The organism is Ignatzschineria sp. PL_is040 (assembly GCF_055813795.1).
On the sequence record NZ_JBVPGU010000003.1, the window covers coordinates 146,737 to 163,732 of the forward strand.

The following is a 16,996-nucleotide window of genomic DNA, read 5'->3' on the forward strand; positions in this document are numbered from 1 at the left end:
GGAGTCACATGCTGACAATATTTTCTGATCCACTTATCAGCGGAATAACCAATACGCAGCTCTATGCATTATTGATTCTATTCTGTAGTTTTATCGCTTTCATGTTAGGAAAGTGGCGCTTTGATGTGGTCGCTCTAGGGGCACTATTAGCGATGGTATTGGTGGGCGTTGTACCACTCAATAATGCTTTCTCAGGCTTTAGCCATCGAGCTGTTATTACGGTCGCCTCTGTTTTGGTCCTCAGTAATGCGTTGGGAAATACAGGGGTGACTTACCATCTCTCTCAACATTTGAGCCGTTTTTCTGATCGCCCCGTATTATTGGTTTTAACGCTAACGGGGTTGGTCGCTTTCTTCTCAGCATTTATGAATGATGTGGGGGCGTTAGCGCTCATTATGCCGGTCGCGTTACAAGTTTCTCAACGCTACCATATTCCAACGTCAAAGTTACTGATGCCGATGGCTTTCGCTTCTCTTTTAGGGGGAACTGCGACATTAATTGGTACGCCCCCTAATATGATTATTGCTCAATATCGAGAGACAGTGGATCCTGCGGCTGGAGCCTTTGCGATGTTCGACTTTTTGCCCGTCGGAATCGTGGTGGTTATTGTTGGTCTCCTCTACATCTCATTTATTGGTTGGCGTCTTATTCCGATTCGGGATACAGAGAATAATAGTCGTCTCTTTGAGACCGATGATTATCTTTTAGAGGCAAAGATCTTGCCGAATAATAAGTTTATTGGGAAGACGATTGCAGAATTAGAGAAGGTGACAGAAGATCATGTCAATGTTGTGACGCTTCTTCGTGGGGCAAGACGACTTCTCTCTCCGAGTAAAGAGGAGATATTGCGAGAGAATGATGTCCTCTTAATTGAAGGGCAGCCGGAAGATCTCAAGCAGCTAGAGCTTCTCTCGGGAGTGAATATCCGTTTTACTAAAGAGGGAAAAGAGGGGGATGGCGTCGATTCTCTACAGACGTTAGAAGTTGTTGTTAATCCCGGGGCTAGAATTGCAGGGCATATGATCTCAGAGCTCTATCTTCGAGAGCGCTATAAAATCAATATATTAGGGATATCGCGTCAAAGCGAGAGTATACGGCAACGCTTCTCCCGTTTAACCTTAAAACCGGGGGATATTCTGCTTATTCAGGGAGATAAGAAGGAGTTACCCGAAACAATGAATTATCTCGGGTGCCTACCACTTGCTGAACGTAATATACGTTTAAAGCCCTCTTCAAAATTATTGCCAACAGTTGGAATCTTTATTGTCTCTATTCTATTGGTGGCATTTCAGATCTTACCGCCCCATATCGCTTTCCCGCTGGCAATTTTTCTTCTCATCATTTTCCGTCTAGTCTCACTTCGAGAGGTCTACCAGAGTATTGATGGGCCTCTTATTGTCCTTTTAGGATGTTTTATCACCGTGGGTGCTGCGCTCGACTCGAGTGGGGCAACAAATATTATTGTCTCATCGATTGTTCCCCTTTTAGAAGGGCTTCCTGCTATGCTAGTATTGTCTATAATCATGCTCGTAACGATGCTGATTACCGATGTAATTAATAGCTCAGCAACAGCGGTCATAATGGCACCTATTGCCGTAGGTGTTGCAAATATGATGGGGCACAATATCGATCCCTATTTAATGATCATTGCAATCGCTTGCTCTTGTGCTTTTAATACTCCGATAGGGCACCATTCAAATACATTGGTGATGGGACCAGGAGGCTATCAGTTTGGGGATTATTGGCGAATGGGGTTGTTGCTCGATCTGTTACTGATTTTAACAGCAGTGCCGGCAGTGATCTATTTTTGGCCACTATAAAAGTAAAGATAATAAGGAATTAGGATGAAACTATTTAACGATGTTCCATTAGCGCCGGATGACGCGATTTTAGGGGTAGTAGAGTCATATAAAAATGACCCTAGAGAAGAGAAGGTAAACTTAAGTATCGGTATCTATTCAGATGCTGAAGGAAAAGTGCCCGTCTTAAAAGCGGTAAAAGCAGCAGAGGCTTATCTTTTTGAACACTCAGGACCGCGCGTCTATCTTCCAATGCAAGGTTTAGGAAGTTATATCGATTGTGTACAGAAGCTTCTCTTTACAGAGGATCATGAGCTCTATCAGACACGACGTTTAGCAACGGTACAATCTTTAGGTGGAACGGGGGCATTAAAAGTAGGTGCTGATTTCTTACATAGTATTAAACCTAATAGTAAGGTTTATGTCTCAAAACCGACATGGAATAACCATATTGCAATCTTTGCCGGCGCCGGGTTTGAAGTAGAGGAATATCCCTATTTTGATCCTAAAACGAAAGGGGTTGATTTTGCTGCCTTTTTCAAGAAGATGGAAGAGATTCCAGAAGAGTCGATCGTTGTGCTTCATGCTTGTTGTCATAACCCTACCGGGGCAGATCTCTCTACAGAAGAGTGGCAGCAGTTAGCAGAGCTCTTTAAAGCGCGTAATTTAATTCCATTCTTAGATATGGCATATCAAGGATTCTCAAAAGGTATTCGTGAAGATGCAGAAGCGATCCATATCTTTGCAGAAAAAGAGATGCCAGTCTTTATTGCCACCTCCTTCTCTAAATCTTTCTCACTCTATAGTGAGCGAATTGGAGCACTAACAGTCATTGCTTCCGATAAAGAGGAGCAAGAGCGTGTTACCTCACAATTGAAGCTTATGGTGCGTGCAATCTACTCTTCACCCCCTTCTTATGGTGCTCAGATTGTCCACTATGTCTTGGCGGATGACCAACTACGAGCAGAGTGGGAGGCAGAACTTGCAGAGATGCGAGATAGAATTAAGACAATGCGCTCAAAATTTGTAGAGCTCCTCAATAGTAAGCAAGATAAGATCGACTTTAGCTTCATCAATGATCAAGCGGGAATGTTTTCTTACTCAGGACTTAGCGCAGATCAAGTGGCAAAAATGAAAAAGGATTATGCTATCTATACTGTTGATACCGGTCGTATCTGTATTGCTGCGTTGAATGACCAGAATATTGAGCTTGCGGCGAATGCGGTAGTTAATGTACTATAACAATATTTGATTGATCTATTTGTAGGGGGTTTTATATGTCAGAAAGTGTATTTATATATAAGCTTCCGCTCTACATTATTGCCTTACTCTGTATTGTCGGTTGGGCGCTTCTCTTTAGTGTTATCTTTTTTAGTTAATTGAAGAGATAGAGCGGTTGTAGAAAGAGTGCTATTTAGCACTCTTTTTCTTTGTGGCTGATAATTTGACGATCATTAGATCGCTTAGGCTTAGATTCGTTAATGTAATTATTAATGGGATAACTAAGGGAATCATTGGTCAGGTCGTTAACAGGGTCCATTAACAGGGCCATTAACAGAATCGTTAATATTAATAGAGAATAGGCAGGTATCGATGGATAATCATTGGGGGAGTCATCGTTGGGAAGGGCGGGCAGAGCAGACACTTCTCGATCAACTCTTTTTACAATTAGCAACTGCAGGAGTGTATGAAGATCATCAGCTCTATCAGCAGATGTTGCAACAGGGTGACGCACCTTTACTGTTACGACAAAAAGGGAGTGAGGCGATTTTTCAAAAAGCGCTGCAATATCTATCAACCTTGACGGATCTCATTCAGGTGGATCTTAAGGCTGGAAGCATTATCTCTAGCGGTTATCAGCCCCTCGATCTTCAACGAGTATCACAACTTTTGCCGCCTGCTTTGCAAGGGGAATTATGTTTTGTTCGTCGTTTTATCACAGATTCTACAAATAGTGATCTTCAGCGCCCCTTATCCTATTGGGGTGAGCAATATTATCAATCTCTCCCGAATAATCTCTCTGAGAAAGTAGTCGCAAAGATTGCTGTTGCCGAGATGCAGACGGGTGGTCGGGGCAGAAGAGCGAAAGCGTGGATCTCTCCTTTAGCTAAAAATCTCTATTTCTCTTTTAAATACCATTTTTCTCATCGATCGATCCCCTATTTAAGCTCTTTAAGTCTCCGTATTGGTGCGCTTCTTTTAGAAGTGCTTGAGGAGTTGGGAATTTGTGGTGCGAAGGTAAAGTGGCCAAATGATATCTGGGTTGGACAATCAAAATTAGCAGGGATATTGGTAGAGAGTATCTTCAATAGTCATGATGTTGAGGTCATTATTGGTATTGGGGTTAATAATCAATATGACTCAGAATTAGAATTAGTGGGAAATCGTCCTACCTGTTGTGAATTGATTTTGGGTGAGCCGTTAGATCGAAATCGGCTGATTGCGCGTTTAAGTGAAAAGATCTACCATCTTTGTGAATCGGTTGAGGCCCAGTCTTATGCTCTTGAACAGGGGATTCCTGTTAGGGAGAAGTTACCTGATTTCACTCTAATCTGGCCTAAGATTAGCCTTCTCTATGGACGTCGTGTGCAACTGATCTCAGATCGTGATCTATTGATCGGTAGCGAAGTAGGGATTGATGAGAGCGGTGCGCTATTAGTAGAGTTGCCCGATGGAGAGATTCGCACCATTATCTCCGGAGATCTATCCCTTCGAGAGTTGTAATGACGGGAGATGAGAATGGAGATCTAAAAAATAGAAGAGCTCAAAAGTTTAATCGCTTTTGAGCTCTTTTTTGGTGCTGTTTTGACGCTATAGGCAAAAGATTTAACGGGCCTAATAGATATTTTAGAATGTTTAGGATTTTTTAGAGTCTTTAGAATTCTTAGAATTTTTAAAGTAACTCTAAAGTCTCCATAAGCTTCTGTGGGCTTCTATAAGCTCCGAGAAATTTCTATCCCTAAAAACTTATTTGCAACTCATTGAGAGAACGCGTTGATTTTTGTAGAGGACGCGGCATTGAGCACCATTACGCTTTCCGGTACACCAATCGGCAGCCATGGTGATGTTGTTAACTTTACAGCCGACAACTTGGCCTGATCCATTCTTCACAATCTGTAGGCGACCATTCACCGTCCCCCCCGGCGCTCTAGCAAAGGCTGCATCTTGTTGGAGTCCTTTCTTAAGGGGTGGAACGGCAGCGGTAGGGCGAGGTGCGCTACTACGTGTATTACTACTGCTACTTGCTGTACGTTCTCTTGCTACTTTTGCGGCAACAGCTCTCTGTAACTCCATAAGAATCTCGGCAGTTACAATTTCCGATTGTGGTTTTTTCGCTTTTGTTAGGAAAGCATTCAACTGCTTTTTAGAGTTTTTACCAAAAATACCATCAGGTTTTATTGGATAACCTAACTGTTGAAGGTAAGTTTGAGCCTGTTTGGGTGCATTCTTTTTAAAGGACTCTAAGAGTGCAGTATCGATCTCTTTTCCTTTTTTAAGCCCTTGTTGTGAACGGTAGGTCTGAATAGCGCCCTCTGTTGCCGGACCCATCTTTCCATCAGCGCGACCATTTAAGATACCAAAACCGATGAGATAGGCTTGTGTATCGACTATCTTTTCAGCTGCTTCTCGCTCTTTAACAACCTTTTCATAGTAGTTTTTGGCAAATTGCGTCTCTTGCTCTTCATCGATAAGAATCAGATAGGCGGGGAGATCGAGCTTGTCATTAACTTGGTAACCATAACGATTTTTTAAAATCCCGATTGCACGGCGTGTTTTAGGGCCTAAAGTCCCAGTTGTACGATCTTTCATATAGCCCGTTCGTTGAAGATAACGTTGGAACTTATTGATATTCTCCTCTTCAAGAAGTGCACGGCTCTTCTGATCTAATTTGCCGGTAACAGGAAGAGAGAAGGATTTCTGAAATGCCTCAACTGCACGATTGGTACCCGGTCCTTTTAGGCCATCTATCGTGCCGGTGTAAAAACCTAGGTAAGCAAGTTGAAGTTGTTCAAGAGCAGTCTCTTCGCTACTTTTGGGGTGGGAGAGATCAAAAGTTTTAATTGATGCCTTATACTGCTCTTCCATCTTATTGCTATCTGCTTGTAACTCTTGGTCTTCTTCAGCCGTAATAGGGGCGGTTCCATCTTCTGAGACATCTTCTACAGAGTCGCTAGGAACCTCTTCATCACTGATGGGCTTATCAGTGAGATCATCATTAAAGAGCGTTAAGAGTAGTACCGGCGTGAGGGCGCCGACAGCTTCAGTATTGGTTGATTTTTCATAGGCTTTAATCGCTTCTCGAGTGCCGGGACCACGTAATCCATCGATATCACCTTTATAGAAACCTTCCTCTTTAAGGCGATATTGTACAAAGCGATAAGCAATCTGACGGAGAGGATTTTCCCAGCGAGGGAGTAGCTCTCCTGTCTCATTTTGTCCTAATGCTTTCTCAAATGCACGGATTGCTTCTCTTGTTGCAGGACCGTTAGCGCCATCAAGTGGACCATCATAGAGGTCGAGCAGGGAGAGGGCCGTCTGGGTAAAGAAGATCTTAGGTACACGTGCTTTGATCACAAGGTTATCGATCTCACTACGAGAGAGGGAGAAGTTTCGCAGGGGTTCATCAAGGGTGATTAGTGAACGTACCTCATCGATGGTGGGTTCTTCTGCCTCATCAAGCTCGTCGGTATCCTTCGCATCGCTTGATTCATTGCTATTATTCTGACTCTGATGATCAAGAGTGATCGTTGGGCGATCCTCAGCTTCTATGCTTCTCTCTGTTGTGATCTCTTCCTGCTCTTTACTCTCTGTTGCAGCATCAGATTCGGTAAGCTTTTCAAGTGCTATTTGGAGTAGCGGAGGAATGAGTGAGGGCAGTGGAGATTCTAAAGAGGATGTCGATAGATCTGTCTCATTCGATCTTTTAGATGGGGTACTCTCTTCAGGTTGCTGATTGATTGTCGTTATGGGCGCATCCTGGTGATGATTCTCGACCTCTTTTGCTAAAGGCTTTAAAGATTTTTGCTCTTGAACTATCTGTTTCTGTTCTGCTTCTACCGCTTTGAGGATCGATTCAGGCAAGAAGTGAGCGTTGAAGAGATGAAAGAGCATGTTGGGAGAGAGGGTTCCCACTTCAGGAAGGTTGATGCTCTTCTCAAATGCTTTAATAGCATTTTCTGTGCCGATGCCATTGATACCATCGATCTCACCATCATAAAATCCTAAGAGAGTGAGTTGGCGCTGGACATCTTTACGAACCTCTTTTTCAAGGGGTGCCTCCCAGGTGGGATTTGGGATTCCATCCTGTTTCTGTCCTAGAGATGCTTGATAGCGCTCAATAGCTGTGCGCGTATTAGCGCCCCGTTGACCATCAATTGTTAATGGTAATGGGAAGTAACCCGCCATTCTTAACCATGTCTGCAGAGTGAAGATTTTGCTGCGACTGCCTCTCTGTTTGAGAAGCGCTTCGATTTCATTATTATTAAAATCGAAGAAGAGCTGCAATTTTCGACCGGGGAAAGGAGGCGTATTATTGAGCTTTTCAGCTTTTGTGAGGAATGAGAGGGGAAGTGTTGTTGTTGCGCCTGTTTCTGCCACTTTACCTTTTGGTAATTGGAATGAGATGGTTCCTGCCTCAATATTCTTGAGCATTGTCGCTGTGACAAAGGGCGTTTGTAATAGTTTTGCTGATGAAGGGAGTCTCTCCTCTATTCTCTGATTGAGTGAGGTGAGTAATTCCGCTTCTGTAATATTAGGATTCTCTTTCTTGAGTGAATCGATCAGCGGTTGTAGCGCTTTACGTTCTAAAGGAATAAACCATTCGGGTGTAATCGCATTAATTAGGGGGAGATTCTGCTTCTCTTGATAGTAGGCGATATTATTTTGGAAGGCAGAGGTCATCTCTCCTTCTAAATTATCGACAGGATATTTTAGTAGGTAGAGCCAAATTTGAGTCTGTTGCACCAGATTAGATTCGACCCCGCTTTGAATCTGCTCCGCTGCCAACCAAGCGAGGAGATCTCGCTCTTTCTGTGTTAAGGCGTAATCATAGAGCGTAAAGCCATAATGATCTCGAAAGTGAAGTAGAGGATCACTTTGATATTGTAAGAGCGATGTCACTTTAGAATCTTGAGTCTGCTGTAGAATGCTCTCAAGATTATTTGCAGAGCCTAACGATAGTGCAAGTAGTGATGATAACGCGACTCTTAGTATGGCTTTACGCATAATGCTATTAATCCTTTTCTCGGTTTTTGACTGGGAGTTTCCCTTTTCTTAAGTGAACGAGTATCAATGAGATCGCAGCCGGTGTAACCCCTTGAATTCGGGATGCTTGGCCTAATGTCTCAGGTTGTGCTTGATTGAGGCGCTCTTGAATCTCAATAGAGAGCCCTTCCACTTGACTGTAATCTACATTACTAGGAAGTGGCGCATTTTCAAATTTTTGATTGCGCTTAATATCCTCAATACTGCGATTGATATAACCTTCATATTTAGTATGAATTTCAATTTTTTGCAGTACTTCATCTGAAAATTGAGAGAGATCCGGACCCTGTTCATCCTCTAATTGAACTAGAGTTGTTAGGGAGATCTCAGGGCGTTTAAGAAGATTGATCGCCCGGATATTCTGTTTGAGGGCAACTTTATTCTCCTGAACAATTTTCTTCCCAGCAGGTGAATCTATTCGAATCATCCAATCTTTAAATTGTTGTTCTGCTTGCGCGATCGCTTCCTGCTTCTCTAAGAATTTTTCCCAGCGATAATCATCGACTAAACCGAGTTCTCGGCCGATCGGTGTTAAGCGCTCATCGGCATTATCTTCCCTTAAGATTAGGCGATGCTCAGCACGAGAGGTGAACATACGATAGGGTTCACGAACACCGAGGTTAATAAGATCATCGATCATGACGCCGGTATAAGCTTCATGACGTTTTGGATACCATGGATCTTTCTCAAGATAGCGACGAGCGGCATTAAGACCTGCTAATAGACCTTGTGCGCCCGCCTCTTCATAGCCGGTTGTGCCATTAATTTGGCCCGCAAAATAGAGATTGTTGATCGCTTTTGTCTCAAGAGTAAACTTAAGATTGCGCGGATCGTAGAAATCATATTCGATAGCGTAACCTGGGCGAGTAATATGTGCATTTTCAAGACCAGGGATTGAGCGAACAAGATTGACCTGAACATCAAAGGGGAGGCTTGTTGAGATACCATTAGGATAATATTCATGGGTATCGAGACCTTCCGGCTCTAAGAAGACATGATGTTGATCCTTATCGGCAAACTTCATAATCTTATCTTCTACAGAGGGGCAGTAACGTGGACCTAATCCTTCAATTGTCTTATTGTCAGCGTACATGGGGGAGCGGTCGAGTCCGCCTCGAATAATCTCATGGGTCTGTTCGTTGGTGAAGGTTGTCCAGCAGGAGACTTGACGAGGATGTTCTGCGCGAGATCCTAAGTAGGAGAAAACGGGCGTTGGCTCATCTCCCGGCTGCTCTGTCATATTGGTAAAATCGATACTCTTACCATCGATGCGAGGTGGCGTTCCTGTTTTGAGACGACCTTTCCCAAGATTGAGTTCAGCGAGTTTATGGGAGAGAGAGATCGATGCAGTATCTCCCATTCTTCCCCCGCTATAGTTCTCCATCCCGATATGAATGAGACCAGAGAGGAATGTACCGGCTGTTAAAATAACGGTTTCACCCCGGAAACGAATTCCTGTTTGAGTAATGACGCCGGCAACTTTATCGCCCTCTAAAATGAGATCGTCAGCGGCTTGCTGGAAGAGATAGAGATTGGGTTGATTCTCTAAGATCTTACGAATCGCTGTTTTATAGAGAGTTCTATCAGCTTGGGCGCGAGTTGAGCGAACGGCAGGACCTTTAGAGGCATTTAAGATACGAAATTGAATGCCGGCAAGATCCGTTGCATGTGCCATCGATCCACCTAAGGCATCGATCTCTTTTACAATCTGCCCCTTGCCAATACCGCCAATAGCAGGATTACAGCTAAGCTGACCTAAAGTCTCAATATTATGGGTGAGAAGGAGTGTAGGAACACCAAGACGAGCCGATGCAAGCGCTGCTTCTGTTCCTGCATGGCCACCGCCAATAACAATGACGCCAAAATGTTGTGGGTAGTTCATAGATATCTCTATATTAATTTTATGAATAATTTTATGAAATTTTTAGTTTTAATCTTTGAATGGATAAGTGAGGGAGAGCGGAGAACGAAAGATTTTGCATTCATCGGTTGCGCCACGATTTGACGCTATTTTATAGGGAGTTTCATCATCAATTACTGTAGTGAGAAGGAGATGCAACTCTATCGCTAATTCGATAAGTGGTAGAAGTGAAATAATCTATATCTTCTTTCGATCATCTCTACTATTAATGCTCTCTGAGAGATCTCTTTTTAGGGTGATCTTTTAGCGATAATTATAATCTAAAAAAGGGATCAAACCAATGTTGATCCCTTCAAAAATCGATTCTTTTCACATGATCTCTTCAATAAGTATTTAAGGGCTAATCGAGGATTAATTGGATATCAATTGGATATTAATTGAATATCAATCAAGCATTAACCTTTAAGGTCTCATTAAATTGATCGGTGAATTACTTCTTCTCAGATTGTTTTGCTAAATCTTCTAAAGAGTTAGTAAAACCTTTCATGGAGAGGTCAATTTTAACATTGTTTGTTTCAGGACCTAAGAAGTCATGGGTATAGCTGACATTAAGCTTGCCTGAATTTTTTAAGCTGTTAAGAACTTTAGGATCATTGATCGGAAGACCCGTGATACAGCCATCTGGTAAGCAACGCTCAAAGCTTAAGCCAGTTACTTTTGTACCATCAATTTCAAGTTGCTTGCCATCGATCTTAAACTCAAGACCGGGAATTAAGAGTGTTCCTGGAAGCGCACTGAAGATTAGCGTTGGGTTGCCATCGATATAGATAACAGATGCTCTTAATGCTTTAATTTTTTGCTTTTGTGATTCATCTTCAGGATTGGTTAACTCAATGTCGCCCGTTGTAGACATTAAGCAACTTTCAAAGGTTCCTTCTGGAACGGTATCTTGTAAGCACTCAACTTTCCAATCACCGTGTTGCTTGAGATAGACAACTTCAGTTTGGTTTTGTGCCGCAGCTACGCCCCCTAAAAGGAGAGCAACACTGGCGCTAAGTAGTAATTTTTTCAACATGATTGGCTTTTACTCCATATAATTGGGAACGCTACAAATGATTTACTATTCTACTGTTTTTGATGGAAATAGAATAACATTACAAGAGGTTTATTATATACTAGTTCGATAATCGATCAAGGGAAGCCTTGTTAAGATTGATAGATATCTGTTCAGGAAGGGTAAAATGCAATTATCGCAAAAATGCGCATTAGGTAATGGTAAGGTTTATGTAATTTCTGCGCCATCAGGTGGTGGAAAGACAACATTGGTAGATGGGCTGATGGCACGCGATCCTTATGTGACACGAGCGGTGACACATACAACAAGGGCGCCAAGAGAAGGGGAAGAGAATGGGGTTCATTACCACTTCGCCTCGAAAGAAGAGTTTATCGCGATGGTGGATCGTGGTGAGTTTTTAGAGTATGCCGAAGTATTCGGTAATCTCTATGGGACATCACTCTGGGAGATTGAGAAACATACAGAGAGCGGTAAAGATGTGGTGTTAGTGATCGATTGGCAAGGCGCGGCTTCTGTGAAGAGAATTATGCCGGAAGCTGAACTTATCTTTATTCTCCCTCCCTCATTAGATGCATTAGAGAAGCGACTCTCTTCTCGGAATCAGGATGATCAAGCAGTTATCGATCAAAGAATGGCCGATGCTGTTAATCAGATAAAGCATTATGAGAAGTTTGATTATGTTGTGATTAATGATGATTTCGATCGAGCTCTCAGCGATCTACAGGAGATTTTTCATGTTAATCGACTGCGTACCGCCTATCAGCAGGTTAAAAATAGAGATTTATTGACGGCTTTGTTAGGTGAATCTCTCTAATTTCTGTCTCAGCTGAGACTCTTTTAAAATCGATAGAATGAGTGGTATGATGCCGTCCTTAGGGTAATAAGCGGATTGATATCGGTTTCTATGGGTTATTGAATATCATTGCGATAGCCCGAATACTCACTCTTAAATAGATTTAGGGTGTTTTTATTCCCTTATATGTTATCAATACTATTTTCAGTATATTCTCAGTCTATTCCCAGAGTATTTCAGAAGTATTCCTAGAAGTATTCCCAATATATTTTAATGTTTAGTGTTTGTTAGGAGATAAATTTATGGCACGAGTAACCGTACAAGATTGTTTAGAGAAGGTTGATAACCGTTTTCAATTAGTAGCTGTTGCAGCAAAGCGCGCAAGACAGTTAGAGCGTGGTGCAGAGCCGACAGTGAGCCGTAGCCGTGCATCAAAGCCGACAGTTGTTGCGCTTCGTGAGATTGCTAAAGGTGAAATTTCACCAGATGAGATCAATGCAAAAGAGGCTGATTTTAACGCAGGCTTCTAATATTTAAGTTTTCACTTAAACTTTTCAGTTGGAAGCAAATTTAAAGAGCGATTACGAAATAGTTTAAAAGGATCGCTTAAAAGGTTGAGATCTTAAGAAGATGGGAGGCAGCTTGCTTCTCATCTTTTTTTCTCTTTCTTCTCTTTCTATAGAATCTCTCGATAGATTATTGCTCATATAAAGGATAAGATGCTTTAAGAGGATTATTTGAGATATTTACCTCCTTAAAATGCCTGAAATATCTTGAGTCTTTAGAAATTTTTAGTATGACCCCTTATAAGCCCTTATTAAATATTGAGGGGGATATGGGGTATCTGTTGCATATTTGTTGCGCGTTTATCAAGTCATGATCAAGTGAGTATCAAGTATCAGTCGAATATTTTGAGTTGTTGTTTACTCTATTGTTACGATCCATCATCGATAATCTCTTTCGAGTTATTATCGTTATAGAATTTATAGATTATAGAATCCCTGTAGAGAGATGTAGCAGTTGAGTGACAATAATTATCGTTGTTAATTAGGAGTAGATTATGGAGAAATATCAATTGCCTCCAAATCTTCTTCCCTGGCGTAAAGAATTTGAGATTAAGGTCGGTCGCTTATTGCGAATCGTAGGTCGCTATCTTTCGGAAGAAGAAGTAAAAGAGGTTGAACGAGCATGTATTTATGGTGCGTTTGCGCATCAGGAACAGTTTCGCTCCTCTGGCGAGCCCTATATTTTTCACCCGTTAGCGGTTGCCTTGATCTTAACGGAAGTCCAGATCGATAAAGCCTCTTTAGTGGGGGCGGTGTTGCATGATGTCATTGAAGATACCGATATCGGCTACGATGAGATTGCCCATGAGTTTGGGGAAGAGGTCGCGCAGATTGTTGATGGCGTTACAAAATTAACGCAGATTAAGTTCCGTTCTAAAGAGGAAGCAAAAGCAGAGAACTTCCGCAAAATGATACTCGCGATGACAAAAGATCTGCGTATCATTATGGTAAAGCTTGCTGATAGACTCCACAATATGCGGACTTTGGGTGCTTTAGCGGCTTATAAGAAGCGTCGTATCGCAAATGAAACCCTGGAGATCTATGCGCCGATCGCTGCCCGTTTAGGAATGTATGCCTTACAGGTCTATTTAGAGAATCTCTGTTTTGAGAATATCTATCCGATGCGTTATGCCGTCCTCTCCAAAGCGATTGAAGAGAAGTATGAGAGTGAGAGTGAAAATTTAACGCGGATCAAAGATACAATCTACGATCGTTTAGTCCGTGGCAATATCCTCTCTCGAATCTCGACCCGTAAGAAACATCTCTGGAGTATCTATAATAAGCTGAAAGTGAAGGGTAAGATCGAGTTGGTCTATGATATCTTCGCTATTCGCGTGATTGTTTCAACCGTTGATGAGTGTTATCGCGTTTTGGGGATGGTGCATCAACTCTATAAACCGATTATTGGTGGTTTTAAAGATTATATTGCGATTCCTAAAGGGAATGGCTATCAGAGCCTGCACACTATTGTTTTTGGACGTAATGGTTTACCGGTTGAGGTGCAGATTAGAACCCGCGATATGCATGTGATTGCAGAGGCAGGCGCGGCAGCGCATTGGCGTTATAAAGATGCTTATGAAGGGCAACAGAATCAGATTCGGACCAATAAGTGGCTCGATTCTGTAACAGAATTACAAGATAGTGCGATCTCCTCTGTTGAGTTTATGGAGGCGATGAAGGCGAATCTTTTCCCGAAAGAGATCTACCTCTTTACCCCTAAAGGGCGCATTATTGAGCTACCAAAAGGCTCCACGGGAATCGACTTTGCCTATGCTGTGCATACGGAAGTGGGGAACCATTGTCAGGCGATTATCGTCGATGGACAACAGGTACCATTCTCCCAATCTCTCCATAATGGACAGACGGTGGAGATCATTACCGAAGAGGGCACAAGACCATCACCAAAGTGGCTCGATTATGTGGTCAGTGCGCGAGCAAGAACGAGTATTCTTGGGTATCTCTCTAAATTATCGAGTGAGGAGGCTTACAATATTGGTGAACGTCTCCTCTCTCTTGAATTGGAGAATAAGGGGATTATTCTCGATGACTTTGCTGAAAAAGATCAAGAGGTTCTCCTCGAGGAGTTAGAGCTAGGTTCGAAAGAGGAGCTCTTAATTTCGATCGGTCGTGGAAAATATCCAATGCACTACATTATTAACCGCTTCTTAGTGAAGCAGGGGTTAGAGGTAGAGATGCATGAGGCGCCGGATGAAGATGAGGATGGACTAGAAGTTTCAAGCGACATTATTATCGGTGCTGAGAAGATGAAGACAACGCTCGGTCGTTGTTGTTATCCATTGCCGGGGGAATCTATTATCGGCTATCTCAGTCAGCGCCACGGCATGGTGATCCATCAGGTCGATTGTGCCAATGTGGAGAATTATAAGAAGCATGAAGATCGCTGGATTCCTCTCGCGTGGAGTAAAAAAGCGCGCGGAGATTTCCCTGTACAATTAACCCTTATAGCTAAAAATCGCCGTGGTGCGATCGCGTCTGTGAGTGCAAAAGTGACGGAGATGAATCTCGATTTTGGTGAATTTACTTCAGAGCCGATGAGCGATGAGATCGTGAAGATTCGCTTTGTTGTAGATGTTCAAGATCGAAAACATCTTGCCGATATTATGCGGGAACTCCGATTGTTGCCGATGGTTGAGCGGGTTTCAAGACGTTAATTTCAAGACCTTAAATTCAAGGTGTTAAATTTAAGTTGGAAATTGAGATAGTAGATGAAGATAGAGAGAGAGTTGTCGATGAAGAATCAACCTTTACCGTTTTTAGGGGGCCTAACCGCTGAGCAATTTTTGCAAGAGTATTGGCAAAAGAAGCCACTCTTTGTAAAGGGGGCTTTTCCTGACTTTGAAGATCCTTTAACAGCGGATGAGATTGCGGGACTTGCTTTTGAGCCCTTCATTCCCTCTCGATTTATTTATGAAAAAGGGGGAGAGCGCCCTTGGCAGCTGAAGATGGGGCCGGCAACGGAAGAGGATTTTGCCACACTCTCTGAAAAGTCATGGATGCTTGTGGTCAATGATGTGGAGAAGAATCTCCCAGAGCTAAAGTCGATGCTCGATCCTTTTCGCTTTATCTCCCACTGGCGTTTAGATGATCTTCAAGTCAGTTTAGGTGAAGATGCCGGCAATGTCGGTGCTCATTGGGATGATTATGATGTCTTTCTTCTACAAGGAATGGGGAAGAAGCGTTGGCAGATCAGCTATGCTCCTGTTTCGGAAGATGATTTTGTTGAGGGCGTTGATATTCGCTTGATTGAAAACTTCCGCCCCGATGAAGAGTGGATTGTAGAACCTGGTGATCTTCTCTATCTTCCACCAAGAATTGGTCATTATGGGGTGAATATTGGTCGTAGTGTCACCTGGTCGATCGGTTTCCGTGCGCCAAAACATCGTGAGATGTTGCGCGATTATATGGAGATGAAGTTTGATGAGGTAGCAGAAGATGCCCGCTATTGTGATCCGCAATTGGAAGTTGTAACGCAACCTGGCGCTCTAAGTGATGCCGCAGTGGATCGAGTGGTGTCGATTTTAGAGTCGGCATTGACTCAAGATCGTGCGGAGATTGCAAAGTGGTTCGGTGCTTTTATCACTGAGCCGAAGATGTTTCAGGTGCCTGAATCGCTCGAAGCACCATTAACTTTTGATGCGCTTATGGAGTATCTCGATGATGGTGGTTATCTCGAAGTTCATCCGGGCATAACGCTCCTTCACTATATCTCGGGTGATGAGATTCTTCTCTTTGCTGCTGGTAAAAGTTACTCTCTTCCTCTGAGTGAAAGAGGGCTTGTAGAGCAACTAACGGTCGAGACGGAGTGGGGCTATGATGAGCTAGTAGAGATGCTCTCCTCCCCTATAGCGCAACAATTTCTTCTACAATTGATTCAAGATGGAATTTTGCTTCTCGATGAGGCGGAAGATGAGTTTGATAAGTAATCAGTTTCAGATAGGGCATCCGCTTGATAGGGTTGGGTAGTTGTGTGATGAGATCGATGGGTGATAACGTCAAGGGAGATAGGTGAATGGAGAGAGTATTGGATCCACTAAAGAAGAGAGTGAGTCGCTGGGAGCATATTCATATTGCGCTCTATTTTATATTGTTACTGCTGTTTTTCCAGCTTCTTCCTGGTGCTATGGCGACAGAGGTTCGAGGAGATAACCCGGATCTTCGCCATTTTTTAGAGCAGGGTGCTGGCATTGTGAAGCCTGGCTTGGGGTTTTCACCACAATCGGGATTGCGAGAAGGGGAGATGCGTATTCATGAAACTCCCATTATTGTTGAGCTTGCGCTTGATGCCCCAGCACAGGCGGAAGGATTGATGTATCGAGAGTCGATGCCGGAGGCGCGGGGAATGCTCTTTCTCTTTCCTCAGACGCAATTTCTCTCATTTTGGATGAAAAATACCTTAATCCCCCTCGACATTATCTATATTGCTGAAGATGGTGAAGTGGTTGATATTGTCCAAGCAGAGCCTTGTCGTACGAGCCGATGCCCTTCCTATCCTGCTAAAGCGCCTGGAAAGTATGTTTTAGAGCTCAATAAAGGGATGGCAGAAAAGTTAGGGCTCAAGGTTGGGGACAATATTAGTTGGCAGTGGCGCTAGAGGTTAGATAAAGGGTAGATAGATTG

At 43.0% G+C, this 16,996-nt stretch carries 11 protein-coding genes; 8 read left to right on the forward strand and 3 right to left on the reverse strand.

Annotated features, from left to right (window positions below; translation table 11 throughout):
* The first annotated feature begins 8 nt into the window (after positions 1 to 8).
* The 3 genes from AC0SAP_RS05785 (at position 9) to AC0SAP_RS05795 (ending at position 4,523) form a co-directional block, all read left to right on the forward strand.
* Positions 9 to 1,820 carry an SLC13 family permease gene (locus AC0SAP_RS05785; protein ID WP_286481522.1) on the forward strand — a complete coding sequence of 604 codons (1,812 nt, stop codon included), beginning with the start codon at positions 9 to 11 and terminating at the stop codon, positions 1,818 to 1,820.
* A gap of 24 nt (positions 1,821 to 1,844) precedes the next feature.
* Positions 1,845 to 3,041 (forward strand): amino acid aminotransferase, encoded by a 1,197-nt coding sequence (locus AC0SAP_RS05790; RefSeq protein ID WP_473383356.1) that lies wholly within the window; start codon positions 1,845 to 1,847, stop codon positions 3,039 to 3,041.
* Positions 3,042 to 3,392: 351 nt separating this feature from the next.
* On the forward strand, positions 3,393 to 4,523 hold the full coding sequence (locus AC0SAP_RS05795; protein ID WP_473383358.1) for a biotin--[acetyl-CoA-carboxylase] ligase: 1,131 nt from the start codon (positions 3,393 to 3,395) through the stop codon (positions 4,521 to 4,523).
* Between the two features lie 243 nt (positions 4,524 to 4,766).
* Here the strand turns inward: AC0SAP_RS05795 and AC0SAP_RS05800 are convergent, their stop codons facing one another.
* The 3 genes from AC0SAP_RS05800 to AC0SAP_RS05810 all read right to left on the reverse strand — a co-directional run bounded on the left by AC0SAP_RS05800 (position 4,767) and on the right by AC0SAP_RS05810 (position 10,999).
* Positions 4,767 to 8,024 carry a peptidoglycan-binding domain-containing protein gene (locus AC0SAP_RS05800; protein ID WP_473383359.1) on the reverse strand — a complete coding sequence of 1,086 codons (3,258 nt, stop codon included), beginning with the start codon at positions 8,022 to 8,024 and terminating at the stop codon, positions 4,767 to 4,769.
* A gap of 7 nt (positions 8,025 to 8,031) precedes the next feature.
* Positions 8,032 to 9,945 (reverse strand): tRNA uridine-5-carboxymethylaminomethyl(34) synthesis enzyme MnmG, encoded by a 1,914-nt coding sequence (gene mnmG / locus AC0SAP_RS05805; protein ID WP_473383360.1) that lies wholly within the window; start codon positions 9,943 to 9,945, stop codon positions 8,032 to 8,034.
* Between the two features lie 469 nt (positions 9,946 to 10,414).
* Positions 10,415 to 10,999 carry an invasion associated locus B family protein gene (locus AC0SAP_RS05810; RefSeq protein ID WP_094567575.1) on the reverse strand — a complete coding sequence of 195 codons (585 nt, stop codon included), beginning with the start codon at positions 10,997 to 10,999 and terminating at the stop codon, positions 10,415 to 10,417.
* Positions 11,000 to 11,165: 166 nt separating this feature from the next.
* Here AC0SAP_RS05810 and gmk point away from each other — a divergent pair, with 166 nt between their 5' ends.
* The 5 genes from gmk to AC0SAP_RS05835 all read left to right on the forward strand — a co-directional run bounded on the left by gmk (position 11,166) and on the right by AC0SAP_RS05835 (position 16,970).
* The gene (gene gmk, locus AC0SAP_RS05815) at positions 11,166 to 11,813 is read left to right on the forward strand and encodes a guanylate kinase (RefSeq protein ID WP_286481518.1); all 648 of its coding nucleotides are present in this window, start codon (positions 11,166 to 11,168) and stop codon (positions 11,811 to 11,813) included.
* A 281-nt stretch (positions 11,814 to 12,094) separates the two neighbouring features.
* Entirely contained in the window at positions 12,095 to 12,322 is a 228-nt protein-coding gene (gene rpoZ / locus AC0SAP_RS05820; protein WP_286481517.1) for a DNA-directed RNA polymerase subunit omega, read from the forward strand.
* Between the two features lie 530 nt (positions 12,323 to 12,852).
* Complete coding sequence (locus tag AC0SAP_RS05825; RefSeq protein ID WP_109236524.1) at positions 12,853 to 15,030, forward strand: RelA/SpoT family protein; 2,178 nt, start codon at positions 12,853 to 12,855, stop codon at positions 15,028 to 15,030.
* 78 nt (positions 15,031 to 15,108) lie between these two features.
* Positions 15,109 to 16,302 carry a JmjC domain-containing protein gene (locus AC0SAP_RS05830; protein ID WP_473383362.1) on the forward strand — a complete coding sequence of 398 codons (1,194 nt, stop codon included), beginning with the start codon at positions 15,109 to 15,111 and terminating at the stop codon, positions 16,300 to 16,302.
* Between the two features lie 86 nt (positions 16,303 to 16,388).
* The gene (locus tag AC0SAP_RS05835; protein ID WP_473383364.1) at positions 16,389 to 16,970 is read left to right on the forward strand and encodes a DUF192 domain-containing protein; all 582 of its coding nucleotides are present in this window, start codon (positions 16,389 to 16,391) and stop codon (positions 16,968 to 16,970) included.
* Positions 16,971 to 16,996 lie beyond the last annotated feature (26 nt).